The sequence below is a fragment of the Polaromonas potterensis genome, assembly GCF_033446725.1.
In the GTDB taxonomy this organism is placed as follows: domain Bacteria; phylum Pseudomonadota; class Gammaproteobacteria; order Burkholderiales; family Burkholderiaceae_C; genus Polaromonas.
The window spans coordinates 1-19111 of the sequence record NZ_JAWQLX010000006.1 but is presented as its reverse complement, the minus strand read 5'-3'; the positions used below and the strand labels follow the sequence as shown (position 1 = coordinate 19111).

Annotated in this window: 23 protein-coding genes and 1 pseudogene; 8 read left to right on the top strand and 16 right to left on the bottom strand. The window is 63.8% G+C overall.

Annotation, left to right across the window (positions count from 1 at the left end):
* Positions 1 to 32: 32 nt before the first annotated feature.
* Together R6254_RS12195 and R6254_RS12190 are read left to right on the top strand one after the other, a co-directional pair.
* On the top strand, positions 33 to 263 hold the full coding sequence (locus tag R6254_RS12195) for a hypothetical protein (protein WP_318407128.1): 231 nt from the start codon (positions 33 to 35) through the stop codon (positions 261 to 263).
* A gap of 30 nt (positions 264 to 293) precedes the next feature.
* Positions 294 to 833, top strand: coding sequence for a hemerythrin domain-containing protein (locus R6254_RS12190; protein ID WP_318407127.1), 540 nt, complete (start codon positions 294 to 296; stop codon positions 831 to 833).
* Between the two features lie 16 nt (positions 834 to 849).
* On the opposite strand, the gene R6254_RS12185 is transcribed toward R6254_RS12190, so the two are convergent.
* Together R6254_RS12185 and R6254_RS12180 are read right to left on the bottom strand one after the other, a co-directional pair.
* Positions 850 to 1326 (bottom strand): GNAT family N-acetyltransferase, encoded by a 477-nt coding sequence (locus R6254_RS12185; protein ID WP_318407126.1) that lies wholly within the window; start codon positions 1324 to 1326, stop codon positions 850 to 852.
* Between the two features lie 46 nt (positions 1327 to 1372).
* On the bottom strand, positions 1373 to 1915 hold the full coding sequence (locus R6254_RS12180; RefSeq protein WP_318407125.1) for a P-loop NTPase family protein: 543 nt from the start codon (positions 1913 to 1915) through the stop codon (positions 1373 to 1375).
* A 210-nt stretch (positions 1916 to 2125) separates the two neighbouring features.
* On the opposite strand from R6254_RS12180, the gene R6254_RS12175 reads away from it, so the two are divergent.
* Together R6254_RS12175 and R6254_RS12170 are read left to right on the top strand one after the other, a co-directional pair.
* The gene (locus R6254_RS12175; protein WP_318407124.1) at positions 2126 to 2332 is read left to right on the top strand and encodes a dodecin; all 207 of its coding nucleotides are present in this window, start codon (positions 2126 to 2128) and stop codon (positions 2330 to 2332) included.
* Positions 2333 to 2539: 207 nt separating this feature from the next.
* A complete protein-coding gene (locus R6254_RS12170; RefSeq protein WP_318407123.1) occupies positions 2540 to 2821 on the top strand; it encodes a hypothetical protein in 282 nt (93 codons plus the stop codon).
* A 26-nt stretch (positions 2822 to 2847) separates the two neighbouring features.
* On the opposite strand, the gene R6254_RS12165 is transcribed toward R6254_RS12170, so the two are convergent.
* Together R6254_RS12165 and R6254_RS12160 are read right to left on the bottom strand one after the other, a co-directional pair.
* Positions 2848 to 3474 carry a CDP-alcohol phosphatidyltransferase family protein gene (locus tag R6254_RS12165; RefSeq protein WP_318407121.1) on the bottom strand — a complete coding sequence of 209 codons (627 nt, stop codon included), beginning with the start codon at positions 3472 to 3474 and terminating at the stop codon, positions 2848 to 2850.
* A 225-nt stretch (positions 3475 to 3699) separates the two neighbouring features.
* A pseudogene (locus tag R6254_RS12160) lies at positions 3700 to 4056 on the bottom strand (lipocalin-like domain-containing protein); the annotation flags it as partial.
* A 100-nt stretch (positions 4057 to 4156) separates the two neighbouring features.
* On the opposite strand from R6254_RS12160, the gene R6254_RS12155 reads away from it, so the two are divergent.
* Complete coding sequence (locus tag R6254_RS12155) at positions 4157 to 5014, top strand: class I SAM-dependent methyltransferase (protein ID WP_318407119.1); 858 nt, start codon at positions 4157 to 4159, stop codon at positions 5012 to 5014.
* Between the two features lie 76 nt (positions 5015 to 5090).
* Here the strand turns inward: R6254_RS12155 and R6254_RS12150 are convergent, their stop codons facing one another.
* Positions 5091 to 6170 (bottom strand): lipocalin-like domain-containing protein, encoded by a 1080-nt coding sequence (locus R6254_RS12150; protein ID WP_318407118.1) that lies wholly within the window; start codon positions 6168 to 6170, stop codon positions 5091 to 5093.
* 112 nt (positions 6171 to 6282) lie between these two features.
* Between R6254_RS12150 and R6254_RS12145 the strand changes: the two genes are divergently transcribed.
* Positions 6283 to 6720 (top strand): universal stress protein, encoded by a 438-nt coding sequence (locus R6254_RS12145; RefSeq protein WP_318407116.1) that lies wholly within the window; start codon positions 6283 to 6285, stop codon positions 6718 to 6720.
* Positions 6721 to 6741: 21 nt separating this feature from the next.
* On the opposite strand, the gene R6254_RS12140 is transcribed toward R6254_RS12145, so the two are convergent.
* The gene (locus tag R6254_RS12140) at positions 6742 to 6996 is read right to left on the bottom strand and encodes a hypothetical protein (RefSeq protein WP_318407114.1); all 255 of its coding nucleotides are present in this window, start codon (positions 6994 to 6996) and stop codon (positions 6742 to 6744) included.
* A gap of 89 nt (positions 6997 to 7085) precedes the next feature.
* Positions 7086 to 7325, bottom strand: a complete 240-nt coding sequence (locus tag R6254_RS12135) for a DUF1127 domain-containing protein (protein ID WP_318407113.1) — start codon at positions 7323 to 7325, stop codon at positions 7086 to 7088.
* 93 nt (positions 7326 to 7418) lie between these two features.
* On the opposite strand from R6254_RS12135, the gene R6254_RS12130 reads away from it, so the two are divergent.
* A complete protein-coding gene (locus tag R6254_RS12130) occupies positions 7419 to 8309 on the top strand; it encodes a LysR family transcriptional regulator (RefSeq protein WP_318407111.1) in 891 nt (296 codons plus the stop codon).
* Here R6254_RS12130 and R6254_RS12125 read toward each other — a convergent pair whose 3' ends face one another.
* The 7 genes from R6254_RS12125 to R6254_RS12095 form a co-directional block, all read right to left on the bottom strand.
* A complete protein-coding gene (locus R6254_RS12125) occupies positions 8310 to 8516 on the bottom strand; it encodes a hypothetical protein (RefSeq protein ID WP_318407110.1) in 207 nt (68 codons plus the stop codon).
* Positions 8517 to 8667: 151 nt separating this feature from the next.
* On the bottom strand, positions 8668 to 11238 hold the full coding sequence (locus tag R6254_RS12120; RefSeq protein ID WP_318407108.1) for an FtsX-like permease family protein: 2571 nt from the start codon (positions 11236 to 11238) through the stop codon (positions 8668 to 8670).
* Between the two features lie 10 nt (positions 11239 to 11248).
* Positions 11249 to 11911: an esterase gene (gene ypfH, locus R6254_RS12115; RefSeq protein ID WP_318407107.1), complete on the bottom strand. Its 663-nt coding sequence runs from the start codon at positions 11909 to 11911 to the stop codon at positions 11249 to 11251.
* A gap of 31 nt (positions 11912 to 11942) precedes the next feature.
* Entirely contained in the window at positions 11943 to 12599 is a 657-nt protein-coding gene (locus R6254_RS12110; RefSeq protein WP_412103160.1) for an ABC transporter ATP-binding protein, read from the bottom strand.
* Positions 12596 to 13543, bottom strand: a complete 948-nt coding sequence (gene miaA, locus R6254_RS12105; protein ID WP_318407106.1) for a tRNA (adenosine(37)-N6)-dimethylallyltransferase MiaA — start codon at positions 13541 to 13543, stop codon at positions 12596 to 12598. The genes R6254_RS12110 and miaA overlap by 4 nt, the downstream gene beginning before the upstream one ends.
* The gene (locus tag R6254_RS12100) at positions 13540 to 14748 is read right to left on the bottom strand and encodes a multidrug effflux MFS transporter (protein WP_318407105.1); all 1209 of its coding nucleotides are present in this window, start codon (positions 14746 to 14748) and stop codon (positions 13540 to 13542) included. The genes miaA and R6254_RS12100 overlap by 4 nt, the downstream gene beginning before the upstream one ends.
* 100 nt (positions 14749 to 14848) lie before the next feature.
* Positions 14849 to 16189, bottom strand: a complete 1341-nt coding sequence (locus tag R6254_RS12095; protein WP_318407103.1) for a winged helix-turn-helix domain-containing protein — start codon at positions 16187 to 16189, stop codon at positions 14849 to 14851.
* 101 nt (positions 16190 to 16290) lie between these two features.
* On the opposite strand from R6254_RS12095, the gene R6254_RS12090 reads away from it, so the two are divergent.
* Positions 16291 to 17619 (top strand): serine hydrolase domain-containing protein, encoded by a 1329-nt coding sequence (locus R6254_RS12090; protein ID WP_318407101.1) that lies wholly within the window; start codon positions 16291 to 16293, stop codon positions 17617 to 17619.
* 3 nt (positions 17620 to 17622) lie between these two features.
* Here the strand turns inward: R6254_RS12090 and R6254_RS12085 are convergent, their stop codons facing one another.
* Together R6254_RS12085 and R6254_RS12080 are read right to left on the bottom strand one after the other, a co-directional pair.
* Positions 17623 to 18459, bottom strand: coding sequence for an alpha/beta hydrolase (locus R6254_RS12085; protein WP_318407099.1), 837 nt, complete (start codon positions 18457 to 18459; stop codon positions 17623 to 17625).
* A gap of 63 nt (positions 18460 to 18522) precedes the next feature.
* Positions 18523 to 18900 (bottom strand): DUF1090 domain-containing protein, encoded by a 378-nt coding sequence (locus tag R6254_RS12080; protein WP_318407098.1) that lies wholly within the window; start codon positions 18898 to 18900, stop codon positions 18523 to 18525.
* Positions 18901 to 19111: the final 211 nt, after the last annotated feature.

Sequence of the window (19111 nt, the reverse complement as noted above, 5' to 3'; positions counted from 1 at the left end):
CTGCCGTTCAAGTCCGTTTGAAAGGAAACCTCATGACACGCACCGTACTTTTTGCTGGCCAAGCCTCAAGCACCACGAGCAGCAAGCGCGCCGCGCCGGCGGCCTCCCGGGTCCGCAAGACGCTGGACGCCGTGTACTTCCTGATGTTCGGCGCCTCGCCCCGCGTGTTTGCCAAGGTCGCGCAACCCTACCCCTGGTTGCCGGCGCATATCCGCAGCAACATGAGCCCTCGCGCCCAGCGTTTGATGCGTTCGGATTATTGAGGCCAGGCGCCCAGCCGCTGCCTGATCGCCATGGACCGCTTATCTACCGTGTCCGACGGCCCGCTGGCCATCATTTCCGATGGCCACGCACACACCTTGCACCAGTGCACCGCTGTGCGACGCCTGGTGCTTCTTCTCTGCGAACACGGCTGCGATGCCGAGGCGCAGCGGCTTGGCCTGCAAATCCTGCGGCACTTCGATTCGGCCGCTTTTCAGAACCATGCCGAAGAAGAGGAATTCCTGTTTCCGACGCTGCTGGAGTCCATGGCCGGATCGGACGCCGTCTGCCTGCGCGAAATGACCTCGGGCCTGACCCAGCAACACCGGTTGCTGGAGCACATGTGGGCAGGCTTGCGCATGCAGGTGAGCGCCATTGCAACAGCCCAGTCGGCCGCCCTGGATGCCAGCGCCGTCGAGGCATTTATTGAAGCGAACCAGCAACACATTGAGCGTGAAGCCTCAGAAATGTTGCCGATGGCATCACGCCTGTTCACCGACAACGAACTGGCCTATCTCCGTCACGCCTTGGACGGGCGTCGCCAGCCGGCCATGCAGGCGGGCGTCTGCTGACGCCGTATTCCGTGAGTTAAGACGAAGCGCGTCGGTCAGCCTTCGTGCTGACGGACGCTGAACGCTTGACGAAGCGAACCTGTCCATCTTCCTGGATGCCGTCATCCACCCAGCCAAGATGTCGGTAAAACCCGTTTGCACGGACTGAGCGACGGCTGTCCGTGACAAGCCAGATTTCTTCGCAGCCGTGCGAGAAGAGCCATTGTTCGGCTTCATCCATGAGCCGTCGGCCCAAGCCTCTGTCGTCGCTTCCTGGCCGCACAAACATGGCGAAGACCGTTGCCTCTGCAGCATCTGCCATCGCAAACGCCAGGATGCTGCTGTCTTCTTCTGCAACCCAGCCGCGGCCCTCGCCGTCAAGCATGCTCGCGAGTGTGTCTGGCGTGACGCCGATGGCTGCCAGTTCCTCCATGGACATGTGATTTTCAAGAACACGGGTTCGAACTTCAAACATGGCGAGGATGTCGGAAGGGGTGGCGATGCGAATTTGCATGAATAAATGGTTGGAGGTGTTAGGTTGGATGCGCCATGAACATGATTCACAGTGAAGCTTGCCCCTGGCGGTCCGCTGATATCAAGGACCGGCGTGCTGCAAGAAGCCTCAGGAGCTGGTCGTCCGTAGATAGCTCGCCTTCCAGGCAAAGCACCGGGCACGTTCGACTTTTCAGCCAGTGCCGATGCCGTGCAAGGCTGCGACCTTCTGCCGTGCCTGCGTCATACTGCGCCGCCCACGCCAGGAAGGCCGGATCCGCTTTGCCGAATCGGCGTTCTTCCCGTAGTTGGAGGCGCGCCACCCGGATGGCGGTCGGAAGATAGAGAAAAACCACCAGATCGAAAGTATCTTCGAGGGTTTCGCCCCAAGCGATCAAGGAGCCCGCGACAACCGCGCTGGGACTGGTGCGCAAATCCTTCAGCAAGGCCGAGCAGCGCTCAGCTTCATCGTACTTGTCCCGGTAAGGCGGATCACTGGGGCGCCAGAAGTAGTCGTCCGTTTCAAGGTGTCGCGAGGGGGTCGCGTCAGAAAACGCTGCGGCCAAGGTTGAGGTGCCGGAGCCGGCGGCGCCCGTGATCAGGATATGCATGGCCTGCAGGAAGAGTTGGGATGGAGGGTTGAAGAATCGCCGCGGGCTTGAGTGTCCGCAGTTGAACGTATTCTGCCGGAGCCGCATTCTGCGCAGCCTCCAGTGTCTGCAAAGCAGGGCGAATCTTTCCCGCGGCATGGGGTTTGTATTACCCATACAAAGCGCGTAAGCTTTTGCTGGACAAGCGGATCAACTCTTTGGAGCAATGCGATGAGCAATCATGTCTATAAGCTGCTTGAACTGACCGGTTCCTCCAGCGTCAGTATTGAAGAGGCTGTGAGTACCGCCATCGCCAAGGCGCATGAGACGGTGCGGAGCATCCAGTGGTTCACCATCACCGAGACCCGGGGCCATGTGGTTGATGGCAAGGTGGCGCATTGGCAGGTTTCCCTGAAGATTGGATTTACGCTGGAATAGCCGCGACGGTCGTTCCTCCCGGCTTCTGGGAAGCTGGAAGCCGGCAAAGTTTTCGCAGACCTCTTCAGCATGAAAATCAAGTCATGTTGTTTCGAATTTTTGCGCGCTAAATCGCATTGTGCACCCTGGTGCTGCAACCCGAAAATAGCGAGACATGAAAACGCGCCTTCGCACCCATGGCGGCGTTGCCATCCTTGTGAAGGCGGCATGGTCTTCACCGCATCACAAGCTCAAAACCGCGGTATAGCCCGTCATCTCCACCTAGCTGCGCACGACGCGCTTGCCATTGCTGTCAATCAGCTCGCTCAGGCCTTCCCCGTAAATCGCGCAGGTGGACTGGCGGCATCGGATGTGTTTTGTGCCTTGGCGCTGATTATTTTTGCTGCTGATTCTGCTGGTGTTCTTGACGAAACACAGCAGCGGCGAGGCGGGCAGTACGGATGCGGCGGCCGGGGCGCATTGAGGCCGGGCACGCAGCGCAATGGTTGACTACGCGGCCTCGGTTCGGTCAAGGTTTAAAGCTTGGGAATACGCAGCGTCTTGCTGATCATCAGGCTGCCCGACAGCACGAAGAGCAGGGCCACCGGATGCAGCAGCCAGGGCCCGATCAGGAAGGCGCCGCCGTAAAGCGCGTCGCCGACGCGCCCCTGCCAGGCGGCTAGGGCCAGCAGGGCCGTCAGCAGCACGCTGGTTGGAATCGGCGTGCCTTCAAAATGCGACACCTTGCCGCTGCCCGCGTCCAGCGTTTCGGCCGTGACGTTGTAGCGCGCCAGCCGGCTCACGCCGCAGCAGACAAAGTAGATCAGCGCCGCTGCGTCCCAGCCTCCCTGCAGGCCGGCGGCAAAGCCCAGCGCAGCCGGCGCCACGCCAAACGAAACAATGTCAGCCAGCGAATCCAGCTCGCGGCCCAGCGCCGAGTGCTGGTGCCGCGCCCGCGCAATGCGGCCGTCCAGCACATCAAAGGCAAACGCAGCAGGCGCCAGCGCCGCCGCGGCAAAGAAATGAAACGGCAACTGGCTGCGCATGTAGAGCATGGCAAACAACACGGCGCCCACGCCGCAGGCGGCATTGCCAAGCGTGAAGAAATCGGCGAGGTGAAAATCCCGCAACATGGAGAAGTGCCGGGGCTGGGTGCGTTGCATAAGATCCTTTGAGCTTGTTCCGAAGCCGTTTTTTTTCTGCGTCGGCGAATTGTCAAGTCTAGGGCGCGCCACCCGGATCAAAGGTCAGACCCGGCCAGGGGCGCCTGTCGGCGGCTTCCCACGTGGGCTTTTCGTTGTTTTTAAGAAAAATAGGCGCTTTGCCCATAAGACACGGGCGAGAGTAGCTATCAAAAGCGTAGCGATTCTGGCGCGAGACGCGCTCGCTCACAGGGTCAATCGTGCGGCGTAGCCCGTCATCTCCAAATAACCACGTCCGACACGTTTGCCATTGCTGTCCATCAACTCACTCAGGCCTTCCCAATAAATCGCGCCGGTGGACTGGCGGCTGTCGAGTTCCTGGTTGTCGACGACGGCGCGCACGGTGTAAAAATCGGCGGGGGTGCGCACCATCCATTCGACCGGGTAGCTGGCCTGGCTGAGCGGGCTTTTCCAGCGCCGTAGCGGTTTGAAAACCACCTCGCCGCGGCTGAAGGTGTAGAGCTCGCCCTGGGCCGAACGGAAGGAGCCGCCGTCCCACAGCGTGTTGCCCTGTTTGTCGCGCAGCCGAAAAGCGGTGAGGGCAAAGTCCGGCGTCGCGTGTTGCATCGCAGGTATTGGCATCGGTACCGTATCGAGTCCGGCGGCTCGGGATCCATGGAGCGCACGGCCCTAAAATCCAGCGATGTCCAATGAAATCTACGAAGCCAATCGCCGCTCCTGGAACGCGGCAACCGTCGCACACAACAGCCACAAGGGCGACCAGGCGGCTTTTTTCCGCGAGGGCGGCTCGACCCTGTTTCCCGAGGAACTGACGCTGCTCGGCGATGTCAATGGTTTGCGCTTGCTGCATCTGCAGTGCAATGCCGGCCAGGACAGCCTGAGCCTGGCGCGGCATGGCGCGCAAGTGACCGGGGTCGACATTTCCGACGAGGCCATCGCGTTCGCGCGGCGCTTGTCGGCTGAGGCCGCTCTGCCGGCCAGTTTCGAGCGCGCCGAGGTGGTGCAATGGCTGGGCCTGGCGGCAGCGCAGGGCCAGCGTTTCGACCGGGTCTTCGCCTCCTATGGTGCGCTGTGCTGGCTGGCCGACCTGGGCGCCTGGGCACGCGGCATCGCCGGGGTGCTTGCTCCCGGTGGGTGTTTCGTCCTGGTCGAGTTCCACCCGTTCGCCATGCACCTCGACGAGAACTGGCAGCCGCGCTACGACTATTTCGACAAGGCGCCGGTCGGCGAAAGCGGCGTCGGTGACTACGTGGCCGACTCGCTCGACGGTCTTGCACCGGACGGCGACCGCGAGGGGGTGCAGGATTTCGTCAATCCTCATCCGAGCTTCGAGTTTTTCTGGGGGCTGGGCGACGTGGTCACCGCGCTGGCTTCGGCGGGACTGGCGGTGGAGCAACTGCGCGAGTACCCCTATGCCAACGGCTGGCGCGGCTTTGAAGGCATGCGGGACATCGGCGGGCGGCGCATGGCGCAGTCGGCGGGCGTGGCCCGCATGCCCTTGATGTACGGGCTGAGCGCGCGTCAGCTCAGCCGCCCATGACGGTCGTTACGCCGGCCTCCACCGTGTCCCGCCAGCATGCCCAGTCGTCATCGACGGAAACCGCTTGTTCGCGGCGCTACAAGCGCAGCGGCGCCGCATACCCCGTCATCTCCAGATAGCCGCGTCCCACGCGCTTGCCATTGCTGTCTATCAACTCGCTCAGGCCTTCCCAGTAAATCGCGCCTGTGGATGGGCGGCTGTCGAGCTCCTGGTTGTCGATGACGGCGCGCACGGTGTAAAAATCGGCCGGTGTGCGCACCCTCCATTCGACCGGGTAGCTGGCCTGGCTGAGCGGGCTTTTCCAGTGCCGCATTGGTTTGAAAACCACCTCGCTGCGGCTGAAGGTGTAGAGCTCGCCCTGGGCCGAACGGAAGGAGCCACCGTCCCACAAGGTGTTGCCTTGTTTGTCGCGCAGGCGAAAAGCGGTGAGGGCGCTGCCGTCGTCCAGGTTCATGCCTATCCAGTCCCAACCCACGGCATCGGGGTGCATCAAGGCTTCGCTCCATTCGTGGTCAAGCCAGGCTTTGCCGCTCACCTCGAAGTTCTGGTCCTTGATACGCAGGCGGCCATTGGTGGCCAGTTGCGGCTGGCTGTAGTAATAACTTGCCTGCTGAGGATCTGGGCCTTTGCGTGACAAGCCTTTGTTGCCCTGCAGCAAGATCGCCTGTGTTTCGCTCAGTTGCAGAGCTAGCGCGAAATCCGTCGCCGGCAGGGTGGCGAGGTATTGGCCCCGCTCGTGTTTCAAGGACCAGTCGCGCAAGCGGATGTGCGTGTCTTGTTCACTCGCGCTGGCCAGCTCGAATCCTTCACGCGCAATACGCTGGTCGTGCCAGAGTTTTTTGCCCTGTACGTCGGTAACAGCGGCATGCGCGAAGATCAATTGTTTGGCGGCGAAGCGGGAGCGCATGGCTTGTGTGGCATCGACCCGTGAGCGGAAAAAAGTCAGCTGAAAACCAAACTCCCGCGCACCCGACATCAGATGGCCGGTGATGTACCACCACTCGGTGCGAAAGTCAGGATGCGCGCCCAGGTCGCGCGGAAACTGCTGCGTCTTGGCCGGCAGCGCCAGCACGGGGCGGTTGCCGACCATGCCCGCGAGGCCGGCGGCCAACAGGAAGTGGCGCCGGTGCAGGCCGGGCATCAAGGAGGGACTCATCGCCTGATTCTCGCAGCAAGGGATGACCTGCCTTGCAGCGCACCAAGGGAAGGTCTATGCTCGAAACTGTTCATGGGCACCATGGACTTCAGGTCTATACAGGAGGTTCATCATGTACAAACGAATTTTGTTGGCTTATGACGGTTCCAAATCCGGACAAAAGGCTTTGCTGGACTGCCGGGACATCGCGCAGTGGAGCAACGCCACCCTGAATCTGATCGCCGTGACGCCGCTTTATATGGACCTGATCGGCGTGGAAGGTGGCGTCTACGACCGCAGCCTGGCAGACAGCGAAAAAGAAAAATACAAAGGCATTCTTGACGAAGGCCTGCGCCAGTTGGCCGATTCTGGCCATCAGGCGCGTGGTGAAGTTCTGGTGGGCGAAACCGTCGACGAAATCAGCAAATACGCGAGCAAGATAGAGGCTGATCTGATCGTCGTCGGGCATAAACACCTGGACGGATGGGCGGCGCGCTGGTGGCGCGGATCGGTGTCCAAATCGCTGATTGAAAACGCGCCCTGCAGCGTGTTGGTGGTCATCACGCATTGAGTTGCCGAAAGACCGAGATATTTAACGTCCCCGCGCCTGGTGCGGTACCACGGTGTGGCGTTTACCGGTTTGCTTGTGTGCCGGCGCATCGGCATGTGACTGTTTGCGGCTACGTCGCGGTGTTGCGGTCTGGCTAGGTACCGAGTCGGTTTCTACTGCTGGTGTTTTTGAAAAATAAGAACCCAGTTGCGCGCTCAGCGCGCTCCAGCTTGGCAGCAGCCAGATGATCAGCAGACAAACCAGTGCCAGCACAATGGCGGCAAACAGGATGTTCATTGCGTACCTCCTAAAAGAGGGCTTCCCGTACCCACTCCCACCATGCTACGCCTCTTGAGCGCACCGTGCACGGGAATTTTTGATCTGTGTCAACGCCTGTCCTGGCGCCATGAAGCGGGTGCATCCAGCAGCGCGGGGATGTCGCCGCGGCCCAGACCCAGGTCCTTGAGTTCGCAGGTGCTCATTTGCCGAAGCAAGGCCAGATCCTGCTTGCGCTGCCGGTGTTGCCGGGCCCATCGGCGCAGGGGCACAAGCAACGGCAAGCCCAGCCGACCGGCCAATCTATTCGGCAACGCGCCGAAAAAAATGCTCCATGCTTTGAGCAACATCACGCGACTCCTGAAACGGAAAGGTTCTGATGGTGCGATGGATCATGGTATTGTGGAAGTTGAATTTACTGATGTCATCTATCAGGAAAACTAATGCGTGAACTCAATCTGGATCAATTAAGAACCCTGGTCGCCATCACCGACCTGGGCACTTTTTCAGCGGCGGCGCGGGCGCTGCACCTGGCCCAACCCACGGTGAGCCTGCATGTCAGCGAGCTGGAGAGCCGCCTGGGCACGCCGCTGGTGGTGCGCGGCGGCAGGCATGTGCAGCCGACGCCTGCGGGTGAGGTGCTGGTGGAGCGCGCCAGACGGCTGCTGCGGGCTGCCGACGATGCGGTGGATGCGGTGCAGCGCCACGTCGAAGGCCGGACCGGCCGGGTGCGCCTGGGCACCTCCACTGGCGTGCTGGTCTACCTGTTGCCGCAGGTGCTCAAAGCCATGGAGCACGCACATCCGGGCATTGATGTCGAGGTGAACATTCTTGGCTCAGCCGACACCGTGGAGCGCCTGGGCCAGGGCACGCTTGATGTGGGGCTGGTCGCCACGCCGCGGCCCCCGCAGCGCGGGCTGGTCATGACGCACTGGCGCAGCGACCCGATGATGGCCTTTGTGCCGCAGAGCTGGCCCGCGCCCAAACGCATCACGCCGCAATGGCTGGCCAGCCGGCCGCTGATTTTTAACGACGCGACCACCCACATGCACCGCCTCACCATGCAATGGTTTGCCGAGGCGGGGTTGACGCCGCGCGCCCGCATCGAACTCAATTTCACCGAGGCCATGAAAAGCCTGGTGGCGGCTGGTTATGGCGCGGCCCTGCTGCCGCTGGAGCAAACCGGCAAACCGCTGATTCCGCAGGGCGTGCAGGTGATTCCCCTGAGGCCGACGCTGACGCGTCACACCGCGGTGGTGCATAGACCCGCTGCGATGGTGGACGGCGCCACACGCAAGCTGCTGCAGACCTTGATGCAATTCCGCCAGGCCTAGTCAATGGCCAGCCGAAATCTGGAAAACAATTTCACCGCTGGGAATATGCACCACGCGGATTTCCTGGCGCGTCGGGTCGGCCAGGCTTTTGACCGCCACGGCAACGGCCAGTGAACGATCCGCGTAACACTCCTTGAAGGTGGCGTTCGGTAACAGGCTGCCCAGCAACGGGTCCCTGCTTTCAATGCGGAATTGAGCGAACGCCATGGTGAATGCCCCTTTGAAGTGAGGCCTCCATCGTAGGGGGGCCTTGGGGCGCGGTGATGACAATACGACGACTAAAACGTGACGAAGGTAAGCAAACGAAAGAGTCAATGGCGATGCGCCGTCGCATAGTGCGCGACAGGAAGGCGCAGACTCACCAGTCTTCCTTGACCGCCAGCACCGCATCCTTGCCGGCCGCCGCGCGACCAGCCAGCCAGGCGGTGACGGTGCCGGCCAGCACCACCGCCGCACACAGCAAGAACAAGCGGGGCCAGGGCAGGGCCAGGTCCATGGTCCAGTGAAAACTTTGCGGGTTGACCACATGCACCAGCACCAAGGACACCGCCAGGCCCAGGCCCAAGCCGGCAATGGCGCCGGCCAGTGTCCACGCCGCGCCTTCACCGGCCACCAGGGCCAGGATTTGCCGCCGCGTCAGGCCCAGGTGTGCGAGCAGGCCAAACTCCTTGCGCCGCGCCAGCACCTGCGCGCTGAAGCTCGCCGCCACGCCGAACAGGCCGATCGCAATCGCCACCGCCTGCAGCCAATAGGTCACGGCAAAGCTGCGGTCAAAAATCCGGAGTGAGGTCGCTCGAATCTGGCTGCTGGACGCAAACTCGATCAGTTCGCCCGCGCCGGACTGCGCTTGCGCCAATTGCCGCACGGCCTGCTGCAATGGCGCAACGTCGGTACCGGGCGCCAGCCACAGCGCGAGGTCGTTGATACGCCGGTCGCCGGTCAGGGCTTCAAAATCGCGCTGGTTCATGGCGATGGCACCGAACTGGCGTGCATAGTCGCGCCAGACGCCGGCCACGTAAAACGTCGGGTTGGCTTGATTCGCTCCTGAATCAATAGCTGCGTGCGCCCGTCCATCAAGGGCCAGAGCCTTAAAAGATGCTGATAAAGGCGTAAAAATCGTGCCCGGACGGGCGCCGTATAAATCAAGCATGGGTTCGCTGACGTAAATGCCGACGTGGCCCGCAGGCACCGGCAGCGGGCTGCCGACCAAAGGCAGGCTGCGCGCCGGGTCCTGCAGCTCACGCGCGATCAGCGCCACGGTGGGCTGGCCGGGGTCCAGCAGCAAGGGGGTGAGTCGCAGGGTGGTAACACGTGTCACGCCCGGCAACTGCGCCACCGCCTGTACCAGGGCCGGCGTGAAATACACGGTGTCGCTGGCCGCGCTGGCCAGGCCGGTACGCACGTAGAGGTCGGCTGGTAACACCACATCCAGCCAATGCGTGACCGAGCCGCGAAAACTCGCCACCATCACCGTCAGCGCCACCGCCAAGCTCAGCGAAGCCACCACGCCGCTGACCGCCACCGCCGCGCTGCCACGCACGCGACGTGCCCGTTCGACCGCCAGCAACGGCAGCAGGCGCCGCGCCACGTGTGGGCTGAGGTGGTTGTACAGCAGGGCGATCAGCCAGGGCAAGGCGCTGATGCCACCCACCAGCAGCAAGCCGACCGAGAGGTAAGCGCCCAGCGGAATGCCGAAGACCGGTGGCAGCAGGGCCAGCAACCCACCGGCCGCCATCAGCACCAAGCCTACGCGTTGCGACTGGCCGCTGTTGGGCGCCAGGCCCAGGCCTTTGAGGGTTTGCGCAGGCGGCAGTTTTTGCGCCTCACGCGCCGGCCACCAGCCGCCCACCAGCGCTGCGGCGATACCCAGCAGACCATAGACCACGGCCGCGCTCGTGCTCCACTGCAAGGCGGGTGCCACGCCGGAGAAATACCCACCGCCCAGGTCACCGCCCAACAGCCGCAGCGCCAACGCGGCCAGCGCCGTGCCGAGTACGATGCCGGCGATGCTGCCAACCGCGCCCAGCAGCGCCGACTCCCAGAGCACCAGCCGCAGGCGCTCGCGGCCGGTCAGGCCCAACACGCCTAACAAGGCAAACTGCTGCGCACGTTTGGCCACGCTGAGCGACAGCACTGAAAACACCAGGAAGGCGCCGGTGAACAGCGCCACCAGCGCCAGCACCGTGAGGTTGACGCGGTAGGCGCGCGACAGGTTGCTGATACGTTGGGCCGCATCACCGGGTTCGGTGGCTGTGATGTCTGGTGACCGCAGCGCGGCGATAAAAGCTACGCGGTCGGCGCCGGCCCGCAAACGCACATCAATGCGCGAGAGCTGGCCGATGCGGCCAAACAGTTCTTGCGCCGCACCGATGTCCATCACCGCCAGCGGTGCGCCGCCGGCGGCCACGCTGCCCGCCACTTGCACGTCCAGCAACTGCAGGCCGCTTTGCAGCCGCAGGCCGGGGCCAGGCAAGGCTTGTCGCGCGGCCGGGTTCAAAAACACCCTACCGGGCGCGAACAGTGACAGACGGTCGGCGTCGGGCGCCGGCACGGGCATCAGGGCCGGCGCCAGCGCGGCCACCACCAGCGCATCCACACCCACCACACGCAGCGCGATACGTTGGCCGTCTGCGCTGAGGGCATAGGTGGCGAGCTCCAGCACCGGGCTGGCGGCGGCGACCTGCGGATCCTGAGCTACACGCTGGTACAGCGCTTCGTCAAATCCGCCGCGCACGGCGCGCAACTCCAGGTCGGGCTGGCCGTTGACGGAACGCACCGCCTGGGAAAATTCGCTGAGGGCCGAGGCATTGATCAGTTGCACCGAAAACGCCAGCGCCACGCCCAGCATCACGGCCAGTACCGCAGCGGCATTGCGCCAGCGGTGATGATTCAGTTCCTGCCAGGAAAAAGTGCTCAGCAGGCGCAACATGCGCGTGGCCTCAAAGCGTGCGCCAGAAGCGCAGCGGTACGCAGGTTTGCAGGCGTTTCACGGCCTGGTCCATCAGCGCCGGGTGAAGTTCGTGGCCGATGCGGGAGGCGATGTCGCAGGTGGCGTCGGCCTTCAGGGCCATCAGCTGCGCATAGTCTTGTTGCACCTCTTGCACGGGCACCACGGCATCGGTCCGGCCATGCAAGAAGTGCAAGGTGGTCAGAGCCGGCGCCTTGTCGGGCAGGGCGGCGAAGCGGCCGCAAAAAGCCAGCACCCGGCCGACCAGGCCGTCGTGCAGCTCGCTGAGTGCCAGCGCCAGGGTCGCGCCTTCGGCAAACCCGGCCAGCGCGGTGTCGGACTGCAGGATGCCAAAACGCTCCTGCTGTTCGCGAATAAAACCGGCCAGCGCGGGCACGGCGGCGGCCACACGCTGGGGCCGGTTGTCGTCGTTCAGCCCCAGGACGGGGAACCACTGCCGCTCGGTCTTGCCGAGGTGGATGGATTCAAAACCTTCGGGGATCACGATGGCCGCTTCCGCAAACGCGTCGCCCAGCACCGAAGCCAGGCCCAGCATGTCGACCGCCGCACCGCCGCCGCCATGGAGCAGCACAAACAATTGCCGTGGCGTGCCGACAGGGAGCAGGTCGATGGAGGCGATGTCGCTGTTGGTCATATCGGTATTTTTGCGCGGCGTGGGGTGTTTGTCAGCCGCTGATGCCGTCGCTGCGCAGGTGCAACACACGGTCGGCCCGTGCCGCGGCCGCTTCCGAATGGGTCACCAGCACCAGCGCTGCGCCGTGTTCGCGCGCCTGACCGGCCAGGGCGTCCATCACCTTGGTGGCGGTGGCCGGGTCCAGGTTGCCGGTGGGTTCGTCGGCCAGCAGCAGGCTGGGGCGGTGCACCAGGGCGCGGGCGATGGCCACACGCTGCAGTTGCCCGCCCGAGAGTTGTTGCGGCAGGCGGCCACCCAGACCGCCCAGGCCCACGGCCTCCAGCATGGCCAACACCCGCTGGTCGTCATGCTGGCCCAGCAGCAGCAAGGGCAGCGCCACGTTTTGCGCCACGTCCAGATGCGGCAACACATGAAAAGCCTGGAACACAAAGCCGACTTTTTCGCGGCGCAGCAGCGAGCGCTGGTCGTTGCTCAAGGCGCCCAGGTCTGTGCCTTCCAGCAGCACCGAGCCCGCGTCCCAGCTGTCCAGCCCGGCCAGGCAGTTGAGCAAGGTGGATTTGCCGACGCCGGACTCGCCGACGATGGCGACAAACTCGCCGCGTGCCACCTGCAGCGAGACATTGCGAAACACCGCGACTTCGCCGTAGTGTTTGCTCAGGTCGCGAACCTGCAGGCTCAGCACGCTCATAAGATTTGACGCACCAGCGCCAGCACCTGTGGCAGCGTCGACTGCCCATCGCAGGCCACGACCTGGCGCTCGGGCATGGAGCGCAGCCAGGTGATTTGCCGCTTGGCGAGCTGGCGTGTGGCGGCAATGCCTTTGTCGCGCAACTCGGTCATGGGCCAGTCGCCATCGAGCGCTTCCCAGGCCTGGCGGTAACCGACGCAGCGCATGGAAGGCAAGTCGGTATGCAGGTCGCCGCGTGTTCGCAGGGTACGCACCTCGTCGAGAAAACCCGCTGCCAGCATGGTGTCAAAACGCAGGGCGATACGTGTATGTAACCACGCCCTGTCTTGCGGTTCAAGAGAAATAAGGGTTGCAGCTCCCGTGGATTGGGCGCCAGCAGCTCCCTTTTCGATAGCGTTTTTCTTCTGGAAAAACGACAGCGGTTGGCCCGATGCCCGGAACACTTCGAGTGCGCGCGAAATACGCTGCGAGTCGTTGGGCGCCAGCCGCGCCGCCGTGACGGCATCGACCAGCGCCAGTTCCGCATGCAGGGCCGGCCAGCCTTTCTCGGCGGCTTCGGCCTCCAGCGCGGCGCGCAGGGCCGGGTCGGCTTTGGGCATGTCGTCCAGCCCGTCGCGCAAGGCCTTGAAATAAAGCATGGTGCCGCCGACCAGCAAGGGCAGCTTGCCGCGTGTACTGATCTCTTCAATCAGCCGCCCGGCATCACTCACAAACTCGGCCGCGCTGTAGGCATGCAGGGGGTCGCGGATATTGATCAGGTGGTGCGGCACGGTGGCCAGTTCGGCACGGCTGGGTTTGGCCGTGCCTATGTCCATGCCGCGGTAGACCAAGGCCGAATCGACGCTGATGATTTCGACCGGATGCTGCTCGGCAATGGCCAGGGCCGCTGCGGTTTTGCCCGAGGCCGTGGGCCCGGCCAGACCTATCCAGCGGGGTGTGGTCATGGTTGGGCGGGCGGCGCGATCACGATCGGCTCGCCATATTTATGCACCAGAATCCAGGCGGTGGCGGCGATGCAGACACTCCAGAACAACACGCCATAAGCCAACGGAAACACCGTGCCGTCCATGTGTGCGCCCAGCCAGCCGCCCATGGCAAAAGCGGCCAGCATGGTCAGGCAACCGCTGAGTGCCGACGCCGCGCCGGCCGCCCCCGGAAAAGGCCCGACCGCGCCGCTTTGGCTGCAGGGCTGGTGCACGCCGTGCGCCAGGATGAAGAGGTAAAAAGGCAGCAACAAGGCCCAGACCGAGACCACCCCGGCCCAGGCCAGCGCGGCCATGCTCACGCCGCCGCTCAGAGTCAGGACGGCGGCCATGGCCACGGATCGGCGCACGCCAAAACGCGGCAACATGCGCCGGCACAAAAAAGTGCCCAGCAGGTAGACGAAAGACATGGAAAACATCAGCAGGCCGTACTGCGTTTTACCCAGGCCCAGGACCTTGATGAAGATAAAAGACGAAGATGCCAGAAAAGTAAACAGGCCACCATACGACGCGGTGGACAGGGCCGAATAAGCGATAAAGGTCGGGTTGCGGACAATCGCCCACCAGGTATGCGCCAACATGCGCGGCTCCAGCGCACGTGGATTTTTATGCGCCAGGGTTTCTTCAAAACGCAGCACAATCACGGCCAGCGCGGCCGCGCCAAACACGGCCAGCGCCAGCAGCGCTACGCGCCAGTTAAAAAGGTCTGAAAGCAGGCCGCCCAGCGGTGCGCTGAGGCAGGCGATCACGCCCAGGCCGCTCAGGCCGCGCGACATGGCGCGGGCGCCGGCCACGGGGCTGTAGAGGTCACGCACGATGGCGCGTGCGCACATCACGGCCGCACCCATGGCCGCGCCCTGCACAATGCGCCAGACCACCAGCAGCGCCATCGACGGCGCCAGCGCGCTGCCGATGGCCGCCACCACATAAGCGGCCAGGCCCAGCAACAAAATCGGCCGGCGCCCGAAACGGTCAGACAGCGGGCCCCAGAACAGTTGCGAGATGCCGAAGGCCAGCAGCAGCGCGCTGAGTGTGAGCTGGGCTTGCGCCACCGGGGCGCCAAAACCTTCGGTCAGCGCGGGCAGGGCCGGCAGGTAGAGGTCGGTGGTGACGGGCTGGATGCCCAGCAACAAGGACAAGACCAGCACCACCAGGGCGGGTGACATGGCGGAGGGGGCGGTAGCCAGGGAGAGGGACGCAGGAGGTGTGGAAGACATTCATCTGAGCGTATCAGATCGCCTGCGTAAATATTGCTTCCAGCAGGGCTCAGTGTGTGCCCATCAAGGCGTGCAAACGCGCAAAGTCGGGGTGCTGGCGCAGGCCGGCATTTTCGGGGGCGTTGATGATCAGCGGCAACTGGCCACAACCCTGGCGCGCGGCGGCCAGGGCGAGTGCCATGGCCTGGTCCAGCTCGCCCAGGCACAGCAGGACGGCGAGGTGGTTGGCGCGCATGCTCACGCCCTCGTCGGCAGATTGGGCCATCAGCCCGCGCGCCCGGTCGGGTGCTCCGCAGCGGGCAAAGAGGTAGGCCAAGGTCGAGGCAGCAAAGGGCCAGCTGCCGGGCCCCAGGGTGATTTGTTCGGCCTGGGCCAGCAGTGCTGTGCGCGGCTCCAGAAAGGCCTGGTAGCCCAGCAGGTAGACCTGCGCGGCCAGGTTGTCCGGGGCCATGTGGGCCACCTGCTCGGCCTGCGTCAGCCCGGCCTGCAACTCGCCACTGGCGGTCAGGCAACGCGCCCGCAACACACCCAAGGTCACCGAAAACGGGTTCAGCTCCAGCGCCAGCTGCAGCGACTCGGCGGCCTCCCGCGCCTGGCCGGTGCACAACTGGTGCCAGCCCAGGTAGTGCAGGGCCTGATCGTCCAGCGCTGCGCCGGCAGCAGCCCGTTCGTGCATGTCGCGGGCTTCGGAAAAGCGCCACTGGCAATCCAGCAGGTGGGCCATCTCGGCGTGCAGGCCGGGCAGGTCCGGGGCCTGGGCTTCAATCAGCCGCAATTGCGCCAGCGACTCGCGCAGGCTGTCGCTTTGCACGGTGAGGCCACAGCTCACCGCGCTGCTCATACATTCGGCCAGCGCCAGTTTGGCGGCCAGGTAGTCCGGGGCTTGTGTGATCAACTCGCGCAGCAAGGCTTGCGCCCGCACCAAGCCGGCGCCGGTACGCTGGTGGGTCAGTTGCCGCGCATGCAAGAGGGTGGCCACCTGCCGGGGCTGGGCCATGGCTTCGTGGTGCAGCCGGGACAAGGGCGGAATGGCCGCTGCCACGGGGACGCCTGCGGTCGTGGTAGCCAGGGTCAGGCGGTAACCGGTCCGGTAGACGGCGCTGATCCCCAGGCCGCCTTGCGCGCTCAAGGCCGGCCGCAGCTGCGCCACGCAGCGGGCCAGGCTTTCGTCGGACATGGGCTGGTTGCGCCAGATGCGGTTGGCAAACACTTCTTTGGGCACCACGTCCGGCCAGCAGGACAGCAGCAAATGCAGCACCGCCCGCTCCTTGGGCGGCAGCTGCAGCGGCAGGCCGCGCAGGCAGACAAAACCGTCGTCCCGCGCGGTGTAGCCGTGTTCGGCCGGGCTGTGAAGGGCGGGTGGCTTGTCCGGAAAGTGACGTCTCATCATGTTTTCATCAAGATTGCCCTTGATTGTGCGGGTAACTTGAGCCGCACGACATCAGGTTTGCCCGAGGGTGTCTCAACAAAATGATCAGGAGACGATTTGCCATGAAATTTTTTAACCCCTTCCCCTTTAACCCGCTGCGCCTTGTCTCAAGCCGGCGTGTGGTGTCGGCCCTGGCGGCCTGCGCCTGCGTGGCCGCCCACGCGCAAGCGCCGCAGTTGCCGCCACCCGATTCGGTGCTGCTGGACAAGTTGGGCTACATGAACGCCTTCCCGCCCGCGCCTGACAAGCTGGTGGATGATGGCAATCGTGGGCGTTATCCGCAAATGAGCTGGGCGCTACAGAACGCGCGCCAACTGACCTCGACACGCAATATCCGCCGCGGCACCCAGCCGCCGTCCGAGCTGCCGCGCTGGGAAAAGAATCTGGACGACTGGGCGTTTGCCGACGACAAGGGCCAACGCACCACCTTGGCCGAATGGCAACGCAACACCTATACGGACGCCTTGGTGGTCTTGCACCGCGGCCGCATTGTTTATGAGCGTTATCGCAACACCAAGCCCGAGACGCCGCACTTGCTGTTTTCCATCACCAAAAGTTTCACCGGCCTGCTGGCCGCACAACTGGCCCACGAAGGCAAGATAGACCCGAATGCGTTGGTGACCCAGTATGTGCCTGAGCTGGCCGGCAGCGCCTGGGGCGACATGAAGGTGCGCGAGGTGATGGACATGACGGGCGCGGTGCGCTTTCGCGAGGTCTACACCGACCCCACGACTGAAATTTTCCCCTATCTGTTTGCCAGCAACATGATTCCTAAACCGCCCAATTACGCCGGGCCCAAGACCATCTACGATTTCCTCAAGACGCTGAAGAAAGAGGGTGAACACGGCGCTGGTTTTGTGTACCGCACCGTGCATTCGGAGGTGTTGGGCTGGATTGTTTCGCGTGTGAGCGGCCAGCATTTTGCGGACCTGATGAGTGAACGCATCTGGAGCAAGCTGGGCATGGAAGAAGACGCCTATGTCATGGTGGACCCCGCCGGTACGCCGCTGCAGGGCGCCGGGCTCAATGCCACGGCCCGCGACCTGGCGCGTTTTGGTGAAATGCTGCGCCGGGGCGGCGAGTTCAACGGCCAGCGTGTGTTCGACAAGGCCGTGATCGACGACACCCTCAAGGGCGGCGACCGCGAAAAGTTCAAGGCCTCGGGCCTCGCGTTTCGCGCGGGCTATTCGTACCGCAACCAGTGGTGGATGCTGCACAATGCCGACGGCGCGTTCGAGGCCTCGGGCGTGCATGGCCAGATGGTGCACATCAACCCGGCGGCCGAGATGGTGGTGGTCAAGCTGTCGTCGCACCCGGTGGCCGGCGCGGGTTTCACACACCCGCTGACGCTCAAGGCCTGGGCGGCGCTGGCGGAAGCCGTGCGCCGATAAGGCTTATTGCAGGCCGAACAGCTGCGCCAGCGCTTGCCGGTACTGCGTCTGGCCGACCGCGTTGGTGTTGTGGTGCGAACCGCCTTCCACCAGTACAAACAGCTTGGGCTGGGCCGCGGCGTCATAGAGCTTGCGCCCCAGGCTGGGCAGGATCAGGCGGTCATCGCTGCCATGCACCACCAGCAGCGGCGAGCCGATGGCCGCGACCTGGCGGATGGCTTCAAAACGCTGGGTGATCAGTAGCGAGACCGGCAGCCAGCCCCAGGAGGTGGTGTCCACCACGTCGGCAATCGAGGTGAACGTGCCCTCCACCAAGGTGCCGCGTTCGTCATGGACTTGCGCGGCCAGCTGGATGGCAATCGGGCCACCCAGCGAATGGCCAAAAATATAACGTGGCCGGTCCGGGTATTTTTGCGCCAGCCAGTCCCAGGCGGCGCGGGCATCTTCATAAGCGCTGTCTTCCGAGGGCAAGGCCTGCGTACTTTTGCCGAAGCCGCGGTAGTCCACGGCCAGCACCGAAAAGCCCAGCTCCTGCATGCGGCGCATGCGCGGGGCCGAACCGGTCACGTTGTAACGCGCGCCGTGCAGGTAGAGCAGGACCGGGGCATTCGGCTGTTCAGCGGCTAACCACAGGCCATGCAGGGTGGCGGGGGGCTCACTGGACGCGGTCTTGAGCTTGATCCAGACCTCGTCCATGCCGTCGGCCGCCGCCAAGCCGCCGCTCCAGCTGCGGTCGCTGGGCTGGAAGATCCAGCCACGTTGTTTTTCGTCAAGCACCGCGCAACTGGCCGTGATGGCTGCCACCAGCGCCAGGCAGACAAGGAGGGGCCAGCGTTTCATCGGTTGATGGAGTGCGGCAGCAGGCAAAAAGTTCGCAGGCGGGGCCCGACCCAGCTGAGGCGGCTAAGGCAGCAGCGGTTTTTGCGCCTCGGCCAGCGCCTGACGCGCTTCGTCGAGCTTGCGCTGCCGCTGGGCGATTTTGTCGGGATCACCCTTGCGTTGGGCCTCGGCCAGATCCTTTTCACGTTCCGCCACTTTTTTTGTCGCCTTGCGGATGTTGCGCTCACGCTCGGCGGCTAAGGAAGCATCGCTGCAATGGGCCTTGTTGGCGCGCAAGGCCTTTTGCAGACCTGCAACTTCCCGACTGTTGCCTGCGGCTTGCGCCCGCTCGATTTGGGCTTCAATACGTGCACGTTGAGCCTCACAGGCGGCGGATGGCTGCTGCGCCCACAGGGGGGCCACGGCGAGGACCAGCACGCTGGCGAGGATGAGTTGTTTCATGGAGACTCCGGCAAGTTGATGGGGGGACGGTCCATGGTAATGCCAGTTTTTAGACGGCGCCAGCCCAAAGAAAAAGGGGCCTCATGGCCAATGCCGCTCAGTTAAGCAAAGGTCTTTCGAGGCCTTTGTTGTTTGTACAGTTCAGGGCTAACAAGAAGACTGCGCGATGAGCCAGTCAATGGCCCATGCTGTACGAAGATCTGAACGAAAC

What these genes read in the sequence shown, in the direction of transcription:
- R6254_RS12090 (WP_318407101.1), top strand. Translation starts at nt 16,291, where the DNA reads ATGAAATTTTTTAACCCCTTCCCCTTTAACCCGCTGCGCCTTGTCTCA.
- R6254_RS12135 (WP_318407113.1), bottom strand. Translation starts at nt 7,325, where the DNA reads ATGTTGCTCAAAGCATGGAGCATTTTTTTCGGCGCGTTGCCGAATAGA.
- R6254_RS12120 (WP_318407108.1), bottom strand. Translation starts at nt 11,238, where the DNA reads ATGTTGCGCCTGCTGAGCACTTTTTCCTGGCAGGAACTGAATCATCAC.
- R6254_RS12095 (WP_318407103.1), bottom strand. Translation starts at nt 16,189, where the DNA reads ATGATGAGACGTCACTTTCCGGACAAGCCACCCGCCCTTCACAGCCCG.
- R6254_RS12125 (WP_318407110.1), bottom strand. Translation starts at nt 8,516, where the DNA reads ATGGCGTTCGCTCAATTCCGCATTGAAAGCAGGGACCCGTTGCTGGGC.
- R6254_RS12140 (WP_318407114.1), bottom strand. Translation starts at nt 6,996, where the DNA reads ATGAACATCCTGTTTGCCGCCATTGTGCTGGCACTGGTTTGTCTGCTG.
- R6254_RS12145 (WP_318407116.1), top strand. Translation starts at nt 6,283, where the DNA reads ATGTACAAACGAATTTTGTTGGCTTATGACGGTTCCAAATCCGGACAA.
- R6254_RS12130 (WP_318407111.1), top strand. Translation starts at nt 7,419, where the DNA reads ATGCGTGAACTCAATCTGGATCAATTAAGAACCCTGGTCGCCATCACC.
- R6254_RS12085 (WP_318407099.1), bottom strand. Translation starts at nt 18,459, where the DNA reads ATGAAACGCTGGCCCCTCCTTGTCTGCCTGGCGCTGGTGGCAGCCATC.
- R6254_RS12110 (WP_412103160.1), bottom strand. Translation starts at nt 12,599, where the DNA reads ATGAGCGTGCTGAGCCTGCAGGTTCGCGACCTGAGCAAACACTACGGC.
- R6254_RS12100 (WP_318407105.1), bottom strand. Translation starts at nt 14,748, where the DNA reads ATGTCACCCGCCCTGGTGGTGCTGGTCTTGTCCTTGTTGCTGGGCATC.
- R6254_RS12185 (WP_318407126.1), bottom strand. Translation starts at nt 1,326, where the DNA reads ATGCAAATTCGCATCGCCACCCCTTCCGACATCCTCGCCATGTTTGAA.
- R6254_RS12195 (WP_318407128.1), top strand. Translation starts at nt 33, where the DNA reads ATGACACGCACCGTACTTTTTGCTGGCCAAGCCTCAAGCACCACGAGC.
- R6254_RS12080 (WP_318407098.1), bottom strand. Translation starts at nt 18,900, where the DNA reads ATGAAACAACTCATCCTCGCCAGCGTGCTGGTCCTCGCCGTGGCCCCC.
- R6254_RS12155 (WP_318407119.1), top strand. Translation starts at nt 4,157, where the DNA reads ATGTCCAATGAAATCTACGAAGCCAATCGCCGCTCCTGGAACGCGGCA.
- R6254_RS12150 (WP_318407118.1), bottom strand. Translation starts at nt 6,170, where the DNA reads ATGAGTCCCTCCTTGATGCCCGGCCTGCACCGGCGCCACTTCCTGTTG.
- R6254_RS12170 (WP_318407123.1), top strand. Translation starts at nt 2,540, where the DNA reads ATGGTCTTCACCGCATCACAAGCTCAAAACCGCGGTATAGCCCGTCAT.
- miaA (WP_318407106.1), bottom strand. Translation starts at nt 13,543, where the DNA reads ATGACCACACCCCGCTGGATAGGTCTGGCCGGGCCCACGGCCTCGGGC.
- R6254_RS12175 (WP_318407124.1), top strand. Translation starts at nt 2,126, where the DNA reads ATGAGCAATCATGTCTATAAGCTGCTTGAACTGACCGGTTCCTCCAGC.
- R6254_RS12165 (WP_318407121.1), bottom strand. Translation starts at nt 3,474, where the DNA reads ATGCAACGCACCCAGCCCCGGCACTTCTCCATGTTGCGGGATTTTCAC.
- R6254_RS12190 (WP_318407127.1), top strand. Translation starts at nt 294, where the DNA reads ATGGACCGCTTATCTACCGTGTCCGACGGCCCGCTGGCCATCATTTCC.
- ypfH (WP_318407107.1), bottom strand. Translation starts at nt 11,911, where the DNA reads ATGACCAACAGCGACATCGCCTCCATCGACCTGCTCCCTGTCGGCACG.
- R6254_RS12180 (WP_318407125.1), bottom strand. Translation starts at nt 1,915, where the DNA reads ATGCATATCCTGATCACGGGCGCCGCCGGCTCCGGCACCTCAACCTTG.